The organism is Collimonas arenae (assembly GCF_001584165.1).
GTDB classification, from domain to species: Bacteria; Pseudomonadota; Gammaproteobacteria; order Burkholderiales; family Burkholderiaceae_D; genus Collimonas; species Collimonas arenae.
In genome coordinates this window covers 3,978,481-3,989,497 of record NZ_CP013233.1, presented here as the reverse complement: position 1 = coordinate 3,989,497, position 11,017 = coordinate 3,978,481, and the positions used below count along the sequence as shown (strand labels likewise).

Below are 11,017 nucleotides of genomic sequence, written 5' to 3'. Positions count from 1 at the left end.
CCCTAACCAATACAAGTGACGCAAGCGATCAACCATGTACCGGCGTTTACTCGAGAGTTATCCCGCAGAAGCAGATCGCTACGACGAGATGCTTGAGCCTGGCGGCCGTCTGCGGCCGCACTGGCGCACCCTGATCGATCAGTTGGAAGACCTGTCGCCGGAAATCCTGCGCCGACGTGCGCGCGAAGTGCGCGAAGCCATTGCCGCCGACGGCGTTACTTACAATGTTTATGCCGATCCACAGGGAGCCAACCGGCCCTGGGAATTGGATCTGTTGCCGCAGATCATTTCTGCCGAGGAATGGCAGACACTGTCTGCTGCAGTGACGCAGCGCGCACGCCTGCTCAATACGGTACTGGCTGATCTGTACGGCCCGCAAACATTGCTTTCAGAAGGCTTGCTGCCGCCGGCGCTGGTGTTCGGCCAGCATGGCTATCTGTGGCCGTGCCGCGGCATCGAACCGCCCGGCGGCATTCATCTGCATTTGTACGCGATTGACTTGGCGCGTTCGCCGGATGGCCATTGGTGGGTCATGTCGGATCGCACCCAAGGGCCTTCGGGCGCCGGCTACGCGTTGCAGAATCGGCAGATCATGTCGCGCGCGATGCCGGACATGGTGCGCGACATGCATGTGCAATCGCTGCTGAAATTCTTTCATACCCTGCACAGTAGCCTGAGCGCGTTGGCGCCAGCGGGCGGCGAGGCGCCGCTGGTGGTGCTGCTGACGCCGGGGCCTTACAATGAAACCTATTCCGAGCACGCATTCCTGGCGCACACGCTCGGTTTTCCGTTGGTCGAGGGCGCCGACCTGATGGTGCGCGGCGACATGGTGTATCTGAAAACGCTGAGCGGATTGCGTCGCGTGCATGCGATCCTGCGTCGGCTCGATGACGATTATTGTGATCCGCTGGAATTGCGCGCCGATTCGGCGCTCGGCATTCCCGGGCTGGTACAGGCGGCGCGTCTCGGTAATGTGCTGATCGCCAATTCGCTCGGCAGCGGCGTACTGGAGTCCGGCGCCTTGCACGGCTTCCTGCCGGCTATCTGCGAACGCTTGCTTGGTCAGCCCCTGGCACTGCCGGCGGTGGCGTCCTGGTGGTGCGGCGAGAAGCCGGCGCTTGAATACACCTTGGCCAATCTGGAACAACTGGTCATCATGCCGGCGTTTCCATCGATGCGGATGCAGCCGGTCTATGGCCACAGCCTGAATGCGCAATCGCGTCAGCGCCTGATCGAAAGCTTGCATGCGCAGCCGCACGCTTATGTGGCGCAGGAATGGGTGCGCCTGTCGCAGGCGCCGGTGCTGTCGCGCAGCGGCGAATATCGCCTGATGAGCCGTGCGGTGAGTTTGCGCGTGTTCGTAGTGGCTGCCGCCGACGGCAGCTACCACGTGATGCCAGGCGGTCTGACACGGGTTGCGCCCCGTCAGCGCAAGGATGTGGTGTCGATGCAGCAAGGGGGCGCCAGCAAGGATGTCTGGGTGCTTGGACAGATACGTCCGGAAATGGCTGATGCAACTGACGGGATTGGTACGCCGGTCGAGCATATCGATGAACGGCATCGCACGCTGGATGCGATTCGCAGCACCGTCGATATTTCATCGCATGCCGGCGAAAACCTGTTCTGGATGGGGCGCTATGCTGAACGGTGTGACAACCTCGCACATTTGCTGCGAGCCACCCTGCAACGCAGCCTGGATCTGCAGGGCGAGGCGCGTGAGACGTTCTATCAGTTATGCGAGATATGCCGTGGTCTCGGCATTGCGCTGCCGGAAGCCACCGCTGCGGGACGGCCGACGGTCGGCGCGATGCAGCAGGGCCTGATTGCCGCCATCGTCAATCCGGGCGCCGGCATCGGCATTGCCGGCAACCTGCGCCACTTGCATCACTGCGGTTACCAGGTGCGGGAACATCTTTCGCTAGATAACTGGCAGGCGCTCAACCGTATGCCAGGGCTGGTTGCGGAGGCCAGCGGTGCTGGCACACTGCCGGCCGCTGCCATGAACATGCTGAACAATGTGATCCAGGCCTGTGTCGGCCTGGCCGGCCACGCGCTGGATGACATGACGCGCGACGAAGGCTGGCATTTCCTGATGCTGGGACGGCACATTGAACGCATGACGCATCTAGCGACATTGTTCGGCCTGTTCCTGCGCATGCCTGAGGAGCGACAGAACCGCGCACTGCCGTGGCTGCTGGAATCTGCCAACAGCGTGGTGACGTATCGCGTGCGCTATCGGCGCGCGCCGGAGTGGTTGCCGGTGTTGCATCTGCTGGTGTTCGATGTCAGCAATCCGCATGGCATTGCGTTTCAATTCCAGATGCTGGAGCGCTATCTGAGCGATATCGGGGAACAGCTGGGAACGCTCAGCATGGACACGCCCGCACATTTGTCGGCCTTGCTGCGCGAGTTCGAGCTGCAGGATCTCAGCCACGATTCGCTGTTCCTGACGGACGCCAATGCGCGCCTGGTGCAACTGATGCGTGACGCCATCACCGGTGCTTTTGCGTTGTCAGATGAATTGGCGCGGCATTTCTTTACGCCGTTGAATGCGCCGGTCAGCCAGGGAGTTTCCTGATGAGTGAACACGTTTATCACATCCGCCACGATACGCATTACGCGTACTCGTTGCCGGTGCGCCTGTCGCACCAGATGCTGCGCCTGACGCCGCGTTCGCTGCCTTGGCAGACTTGTACGTCGCACGGCATCACCATCACGCCGGAACCGCAGCAGTTGCGGATGTTCCTTGACAGTTTCGGCAATCCGCTGCAATCGTTTTCGCTGGAAAGCGATCATAACGATTTGCGCGCGCTGGCCGAATCCTGGGTCACGCTGACACCGCGCCAGTTGCCACAAACCACGCTGCCATGGGAGCAGGTGCGCGAGACGCTGTCCTATCAGGCGGGGCGTTTCCTGCTGCCGGACGATCTCGAGGCCAGCCGTTATCTGTTCGAATCGGCGCACGTCAGGATCAAGCGCGAGTTCCTGGCTTACGCCGCGGAATCCTTTACGCCCGGCCTGCCTTTGCTGGCCGGCATTGAAGCCCTGATGACACGGATTTTCCGCGAATTCACCTTCGATCCGCTGGCCACCACCGTATCCACACCCGTCACCGAAGTCTTCGCCACGCAACGTGGCGTGTGCCAGGACTTTGCACATTTCATGCTGTCCTGCCTGCGTTCGCTGGGACTGGCGGCGCGCTATGTCAGCGGCTATCTATTGACAGAACCGCCACCCGGACAAGCGCGCCTGATCGGCGCCGATGCCTCGCATGCCTGGGTATCCGTGTATTGTCCCGGCAGCAATGGCGAGGGCAACAGCTGGATCGACGCCGACCCGACCAACGGGATTTTTCCAGACACCAGTCACATCACGCTCGGCTGGGGCCGCGATTTCCTCGACGTCTCGCCGCTGCGCGGCGTGCTGATCGGCGGCGGCCAGCAAACCATGGATGTGGCGGTGACCGTGTTGCCTGGGCATGAAGCGCCAGGTTTCGGTTTTGCGGTCTGACTATTTTTTTCAGGAACTCAAGGCGCGCGCACATGATGCACCAGCGTCACCGCGCGTGGGTCGGGCGGTGGCGTCAGCAGGCTGACGACGACCAGCGCCAACATGCCTGCCGGGACACCGAAAATGCCTGCCGCCATCGGCGCGATATGGAACCATTGGCCGCCGATCGATCCGCCCAGTGCTGGATACGTGTGCAGCATGTAATAGATGCAAGTGCTGAAGCCGACCGCCATGGCGGCGATTGCGCCTTGCTGGTTGCCGCGTTTCCAGAACACGCCTAGCGCCAGTACGGGGAATAAGGTCGAAGCCGCCAGCGAAAACGCCGCGCCCACCATCGACAGAATGTCGCCCGGTTTCAGTGAGGCGGTATATGCCGCCAGCAACGCCACCACCAGCAACAGCAGCTTGGACACCGTCACGCGCTTGGCAGTGGAGGCGTGCGGGTCGATCATCTTGTAATACACATCGTGCGACAAGGCATTCGAAATCGTCAGTAGCAAGCCATCCGCAGTAGACAGTGCCGCTGCCAGCCCGCCGGCCGCGACCAGTCCTGAAATGTAATATGGCAGGCCAGCGATCTCTGGCGTCGCCAGCACGATCATGTCGCCGTCCAGCGTAATCTCCGACAGTTGTACGATGCCGTCGTGGTTGAAGTCGGTAATGCTGACCAGCGGATTGGCCTTGTCGATATTGGCCCAGTACGATACCCATTCAGGCAGGTGAGCGTACTGTGAACCCACCAACGAGGTGTAGATATAGTATTTGACCAGCACTGCCAGCGCCGGCACCGTCAGGTAGATCAGCAGGATGAAGAACAGCGTCCAGAACACCGACTTGCGGGTTTCCTGCACCGATGACGTGGTGTAGTAGCGCATCAGGATGTGCGGCAGGGAAGCGGTGCCGAGCATCAGGCAAAACACCAGGGCCAGGAAATTGTTGCGTTTGATATCCGACGCTTCCGGCGTACTGCCTGGGAACGGCGTTGCCTGCGGCACCGGCGGTTCGGCGCGCGCCAGGTTGCTGGCTTTTTCTTCCAGCCACTTGCGTTCGGCTTCTTCCGGTGTTTTTGGATAACTGTTTAACGCTCGGTTGGCGGCGCGGATCTCGATCAGGGAGCTGTTGTTGCGTTTCAACAGTTCGAGATGCTGTTGTGCTTCGATACGGCCCAGTTCCCAGGATTTGGGCAGGTTGCGCACGCGATTGTCATAGTCGTCGGCGTTGGCCTTGAAGATCGCCCGCACTTGCAGCTCTTTCGGATCGGTATCGAGTTTTTTTTCGATCTCGGTGATCTGCGACAGCACCGAACCATAGGAAATCTGCGCCACCGGATTGTTCGTATGTTCGGCCGACAGCCAGACTACCGGGATCAGGTAGGCGAACAGGATGATGATGTACTGCGCCACCTGGGTCCAGGTAATCGCCCGCATGCCGCCGAGGAAAGAGCAGACCAGGATGCTGGCCAGGCCGAGGAAGATACCAACCGAAAAGTCGACGCCGGTAAAGCGCGAGGTAATCAGGCCGACGCCGTAGATCTGCGCCACTACATAGATGAATGAAATCACCACCGTGGCGATCACGCCGAGTATCCGTATCGGATTGCTGTTGGTGCGGCCGCGGTAGCGCGCCGCCAGAAAATCCGGAATAGTGTACTGGCCGAACTTGCGCAGGTATGGTGCGATCAGCAACGCCACCAGGCAGTAACCGCCGGTCCAGCCGACGATGTAGGCCAGACCGTCGAAGCCTTGCAGATAGAGGCCGCCGGCCAGGCTGATGAAGGTGGCGGCGGAAATCCAGTCGGCGGCAGTCGCCATGCCGTTGAACAGCCCGGCACGCGGCGACCGGCGACATAGTATTCTGAAACATCCGAAGTACGGCTCATGATGCCGATGCCGGCATACAGGACGATGGTCGCAAACATGAACAGATAGCCGATCCAGGTGCGTGGCAGGCCTTCCTTCTCGAGGATCGCCAGCACTACCAGCAGCACAATGAAGCCGCCGGTGTACCAGCCGTAGTAGCGGACCAGGCGCCAGAAAAAAGATCTGTCGCTCATTGCTGTCCGGCGCCCGGATAACGTTTATCTATTTTTCGCATTTGCCAGGTGTAGACCGCCACGATCAGCAGATAGGCCAGCGCCAATCCCTGTGCCACCATATAAAACGACAAAGGCCACCCGAACAAGCTCATGCCCGACAGCTCGCGCGCAAAGTAGATGACGCTGAAGGTCAGTGTGAACCAGACCAGCATAAGTGTCAGCGTCAATCGCCTGGTGCTTTGCCAGTGGCTTGCGGGTTGCCGTAGATGCGATTTGAATAGTTGCATGCGAGTCCAGGGTTCGGTTGGGGCGATTGCTGTTAATGGAAATCCGAATTGATGTCTAACGGCGATTTTTGCTGCAAGCGAAAGCTGACGCGGAACAGGCTGCCTGGCTGTTCGGCATCGTTGCTGTGCGGATTGTATGAAATCGTCACGTCGGCATTGTGCTGCTGGGCGATCTCGCGCACGATCGCCAGTCCCAAGCCGCTGCCGCCGCGGCTGCTGTCAAGGATACGGTAGAAACGGTGGAAGACGTGTTCGCGCTCGGCAGGTGGAATGCCAGGGCCGGTATCCTCGATTTCGAGGATCGCCAGTCCGGCTTCCGGTTCACCGCGTACGCGCACGGTGACGCGGCCTTCAACCGGCGTGTAATGCAGCGCATTGTCGATCAGGTTGCCGAGCAGCTCGCGCAGCATCAGTGGATTGCCAAGCACCGGCAACGGCTCGTCGGCCTGTTCGAAGCCGAGGTCGATACGCTGCGTGAACGAGGCCTGTACCCAGTCTTGCACGACGGCGCGGGCGAATTCGGACAAGTCGATCTGAAGGAAAGGTGCGCTCTCCTGCGATTGGTTTTCGGCGCGCGCCAACGATAGCAATTGATTGACCAGCCGGGTTGCCGATTCCGAGCTTTTCGCCAATTGTTCCAGTGAACGATGGATGTCGTGCGCGCTGGTCTGGCGCAGCGCCAGCTCGGACTGCATGCGCATTCCTGCCAGCGGCGTTTTCATCTGGTGCGCGGCATCAGCAATGAAACGCTTCTGGGTTTGGATCGACAGCGACAGGCGCGAAAGCATATCGTTAAGCGAGCGCACTAGCGGCGAAATTTCTTCCGGTACCTGGCCTGAATCGATAGGGCTCAGATCGTCGGGGCGACGCGCGCGAATGCGTTGCTGCAATTCGGACAATGGCGACAGACCGCGCGACAGAGCAAACCAGATCAACGCCAGCGCAATGGGCAGGATCAGGAATTGCGGCAGGATCACGCCTTTGATGATTTCATTCGCCAGGCGTGCCCGCTTTTCCAGCGTCTCGCCGACCTGCACCAGCACCAATTTCGGCTGGTCCGCGCTGCTGGCGGCGTTGCGCATGTCGACGTAGGTGTAGGCGATCCGTACGTCACTGCCGTGCATGGAGCTGTCCAGAAATTTGACTGCGCCAGGATGCGAGGTTTCTTCCTCCAGTGGAGGCAGGTGCATTTCGCGGTCGCCATCAATGTATTCGCCGCGCGGGCCGGTAATCAGGTAATACACGTTATCGACATCGTCGGCGCGCAGGAAATCGCGCGAGGTGCCGTTCAGGCGTGTCGTGATCCTGCCGTTGACGGTGACGACTTGTTGCGACAACACCGTGACGCTATCGTCCAGCGCCTGGTCGAATGGCTGGTTGGCAATCGATTTGGCAACCACGTAGGTAATCGCGATGCTGATCGGCCACAGCAGCAACAGCGGCACCAGCATCCAGTCCAGGATCTCGCCAAACAACGAGCGCTGCACCCGTTCCTCTGTTTGCGTGACTGGATGGCTGGACGGAGCCGGCTGCGCAGCCATGGATTGAGCGTCGCGCATGATGCAGCAGTCAGCGGCGGCCAGATGTGTCAGGCGAGAACGGCGGAGCAGTGCCAGCGCTGAGGGCATTGGTCACCTGCGGTTCGACGATTTTTTCCAGGCAGTAGCCCAGGCCGCGCACCGTGGCGATGCGCACGCCGCCGCCTTCGATTTTCTTGCGCAGGCGATGCACATACACCTCAATCGCATTGTTGCTGACTTCCTCGCCCCATTCGCACAGATGGTCGACCAGTTGCTCTTTCGAAACCAGGCGACCGGTGCGTTGCAGCAACACTTCCAGCAAGCCGAGTTCGCGCGCCGACAGGTCGAGCATCTGCTCGTTGATGTAGGCGATCCGTCCGACCTGGTCATAGCTCAGCGGCCGTGCTTGATCACGGTCGGGCCGCCGCCGGCGCCGCGGCGGGTCAGCGCCCGCACGCGGGCTTCCAGTTCGGACAGTTCAAACGGTTTGGCCATGTAGTCGTCGGCGCCGAGATCGAGGCCTTTCACGCGTTGCTCCAGCGAATCGGCGGCGGTCAGGATCAATACCGGCAAGCGCGAATTCCTGGCGCGCAAACGGCGCAGCACTTCCAGTCCGCTCATCTTCGGCAGGCCGAGGTCGAGGATCAGCAAATCGAAATCTTGGGTCGACAGCGCGGAATCGGCCTCCATGCCGTTCATGACGCAATCGGTGGCATAGCCGGACTGACGCAGCGAACGTGTCAATCCGTCGGCCAGGACGCTGTCGTCTTCAGCAAGCAAAATACGCATGGTGTGTGTAATTTTCCGTGTACGGTAGGTGGGCAGGGCCGGCGCTGCCGCTGACTCCTATCCACTAGTCTATGGCGTTTCATTCTTGGCAGCAAGGCCGCTCTGAAATCCTCCCCGTTTGGTATAATCGGTGCCCTTTGATTTCTACGGACGCGGTTTGCCGCTTCGATGCAACGACTCCTGATACTCCTGCTGATCTGTTTGCTGCCAATGCAAGTCTTTGCAGGCACAGCCGCATCTCAGGCGGATGTGGTGGCGACGCTGGCTTTTAGTGCTCAGCAGCATGAGTCTGCAACACAGTGCAGCATTGCCGACGATTGCAGTTCGCAGGATACGCTTGTCGACGATCTCGAGATGCATGTCGATCTTGGCGACGAAACCGTACCGGCTTTCCCCTTTGTATTTGCCGCCGCAACCATCGCTGCAGCGCCCGCGCTGAGCAACGACAAGGCGCGCCAACCACCGTTCCTGCCACCGGCAGGGCCTCCCCCCAGAGCATAAGCGCCGTTTCACCGGCCCGGATTTGATATCCGGCGGTCGGCGCGTTCCCATCTGCCGGCAATCAACCGGCACATCCATGCATCCATTGCGTTGTCAGGCGTGCTGATTCAGTACGCTGATCGGCGTCTTTCCCGAGCCGTGTCAGCGCCTTGGCTTGCATGTGCAGTTTCAAAAATCAGCGGTACGCATGTATAGCCATGTCCGACATGGCATCAAATCTCAGGAGAAAGTATGAAGAAATTATTTGTCGCGCTGATCGTCGTCGTCATGACGCTGTCAGCCGGAATCTCAACCGTAGAAGCCAAACGCATGGGCGGTGGCGGCTCGTTCGGCAAGAAGTCGCAAAGCATGAACCGCCAGGCAGCGCCGGCGCAAAACCAGGCAACGAATGCCGCCAAACCGGCTGCCGCAGCAGCGGCGCCGGCAGCAGCCGCAGCGGCCAAGCCAAGCATGTGGAAAGGCTTGCTGGGCGGTGCATTGCTGGGCTTGGGCCTGGGCGCGCTGTTGTCCAGCCTGGGCTTGGGCGGCGCGATGGCCAGCATGATCAGCAACATATTGATGATTGCGCTGTTCGCATTTGCCGCGATGTTCATCTACAAGCTGGTACGTCGCAAAATGGGTAATGGTGCAGCCGGCAACACTGGCAACAACGGCATGCAGCCGGCCTTCTCAACTCCGGCGCCATCCAGCTTCACGCCGGAAATCGCTTCGCGCATCGAGCAACCGATGCAACGCACCGCATTTGATGCAACGCCTGCAGCGACCGCTGTCGGCGCCGGTGCAATGGGTGCGGCAGCCTGGGCGTGCCTGCGGATTTCGATACGGCCGGTTTCCTGCGTCACGCCAAGACCTACTTCCTGCGTTTGCAGGCAGCCTGGGACAAGGCCGACAGCAACGATATCCGTGAATTCACGACACCGGAAATGTTTGCCGAACTGCGCATGCAACTGCAAGAGCGCGGCGCTTCGGAAAACCATACCGACGTCGTCACGCTGGATGCTGAACTGCTCGGCATCGAAACTCTCGATAATGAATATCTGGCGAGTGTCCGCTTCAGCGGCATGATCAAGGAAGACGGCGCCAGTGTTGCAGCGCCGTTCGCCGAGGTCTGGAATCTGTCCAAACCAAGTGCCGGCCAGGGCGGCTGGATTCTGGCTGGCATCGAGCAAGTTGAGCAAATCAGCTGACATCAGCTGACATTAAGCAGCAGGTAATTGCAGTTTGAAAGCCGCCGGCGACACATTGCCGGCGGCTTTTTCGTTTTCTGGTGGCACAATATGGGGTTTTCAGGATACTGCTAAAGGAGTTTCAATGAGTTTGCCAGCGAGTTCGTCAGCGACGACCCCGGGTTCCGCCGTGATTTTGACCGGCGATCGTCCGACCGGCCCTTTGCATCTAGGCCATTTCGTCGGCAGCTTGCGCAATCGCGTGGCTTACCAGAACGACTACCAGCAGTTCATCATGCTGGCCGACGCCCAGGCCTTGACCGACAACATGGACGACACCAACAAGGTACATCGTAATGTGGTGGAGGTGGCGCTGGATTACCTGGCAGTCGGCATCGATCCAACCCGTTCGACGATCCTGATCCAGTCGCAGATTCCTGAGTTGGCGGAATTGACTTTTTATTATCTGAACCTGGTGACTGTGGCGCGGCTGGAGCGCAATCCGACGGTCAAGGAAGAAATCCGCCTGCGCGGTTTTGAGCGCGATATTCCGGCCGGCTTCCTGACTTATCCTGCCAGCCAGGCTGCCGATATCACGGCGTTCAAGGCTGCGATTGTGCCGGTCGGCGAAGACCAGATTCCGATGATCGAACAAACCAATGAAATCGTGCGGCGTTTCAACCGCATCGCTGGTCGCGATATTCTGGTCGAAGCGAAGGCGCTGGTGCCGGAGATCGGGCGTTTGCCGGGGATCGACGGCAAGGCGAAGATGAGCAAGTCGCTTGGCAATACGATCAATCTGGGGGCGACGGCCGATGAGATTCGGGCGGCGGTGAAAAAGGTATATACCGATCCCTTGCATCTGCGGGTGGAGGATCCTGGCCATATCGAAGGCAACGTGGCATTCCTTTACCTGGATGCATTCGATCCGGATCAGGCGGGTTTGGCGGAAATGAAGGCGCACTATGTGCGCGGCGGCTTGGGCGACAGTTTGGTGAAAGCGCGTTTGGAGGCTTGCTTGCAGGACTTGCTGGCGCCGATTCGGGCGCGGCGCGAGGAGCTGGCGAAGGATCGCGGGCATGTCTTGCAGATACTGAAAGAGGGTACCGCCAAGGCGCGTGAAGTAGCGGCAAAAACCGCCGATGAGGTCAAGGCGGCTTTGGGTTTGACCTACTTCTAAATCTTTGTATCGGCATAAATTGTGGTCGG

6 protein-coding genes and 3 pseudogenes are annotated in these 11,017 nt (G+C 59.9%); 5 read left to right on the top strand and 4 right to left on the bottom strand.

Annotated elements, in window-relative coordinates; genetic code table 11:
• The first annotated feature begins 34 nt into the window (after positions 1 to 34).
• Both CAter10_RS18270 and CAter10_RS18265 read left to right on the top strand, forming a co-directional pair.
• Positions 35 to 2,578, top strand: a complete 2,544-nt coding sequence (locus CAter10_RS18270) for a circularly permuted type 2 ATP-grasp protein (RefSeq protein ID WP_061534538.1) — start codon at positions 35 to 37, stop codon at positions 2,576 to 2,578.
• Positions 2,578 to 3,510: a transglutaminase family protein gene (locus tag CAter10_RS18265; RefSeq protein WP_061534537.1), complete on the top strand. Its 933-nt coding sequence runs from the start codon at positions 2,578 to 2,580 to the stop codon at positions 3,508 to 3,510. Before CAter10_RS18270 ends, CAter10_RS18265 begins: the two co-directional genes overlap by 1 nt.
• A 17-nt stretch (positions 3,511 to 3,527) precedes the next feature.
• On the opposite strand, the pseudogene CAter10_RS18260 reads toward CAter10_RS18265, so the two are convergent.
• From CAter10_RS18260 to CAter10_RS18245, 4 genes and pseudogenes are all read right to left on the bottom strand, one after another.
• Positions 3,528 to 5,563: pseudogene (locus CAter10_RS18260) on the bottom strand (sodium:solute symporter family protein).
• Positions 5,560 to 5,832 (bottom strand): DUF4212 domain-containing protein, encoded by a 273-nt coding sequence (locus tag CAter10_RS18255; protein ID WP_061534536.1) that lies wholly within the window; start codon positions 5,830 to 5,832, stop codon positions 5,560 to 5,562. The pseudogene CAter10_RS18260 and the gene CAter10_RS18255 overlap by 4 nt, the downstream one beginning before the upstream one ends.
• Positions 5,833 to 5,864: 32 nt before the next feature.
• Complete coding sequence (locus CAter10_RS18250) at positions 5,865 to 7,391, bottom strand: sensor histidine kinase (protein WP_061535453.1); 1,527 nt, start codon at positions 7,389 to 7,391, stop codon at positions 5,865 to 5,867.
• A gap of 10 nt (positions 7,392 to 7,401) precedes the next feature.
• Positions 7,402 to 8,141 (bottom strand): annotated as a pseudogene (locus tag CAter10_RS18245) (response regulator).
• Between the two features lie 210 nt (positions 8,142 to 8,351).
• Between CAter10_RS18245 and CAter10_RS22130 the strand changes: the two are divergent.
• From CAter10_RS22130 to trpS, 3 genes and pseudogenes are all read left to right on the top strand, one after another.
• Positions 8,352 to 8,642, top strand: a complete 291-nt coding sequence (locus CAter10_RS22130) for a hypothetical protein (RefSeq protein ID WP_236905412.1) — start codon at positions 8,352 to 8,354, stop codon at positions 8,640 to 8,642.
• Between the two features lie 231 nt (positions 8,643 to 8,873).
• Positions 8,874 to 9,829: pseudogene (locus CAter10_RS18235) on the top strand (Tim44 domain-containing protein).
• 124 nt (positions 9,830 to 9,953) lie between these two features.
• Entirely contained in the window at positions 9,954 to 10,988 is a 1,035-nt protein-coding gene (trpS, locus tag CAter10_RS18230) for a tryptophan--tRNA ligase (protein WP_061534534.1), read from the top strand.
• Positions 10,989 to 11,017 lie beyond the last annotated feature (29 nt).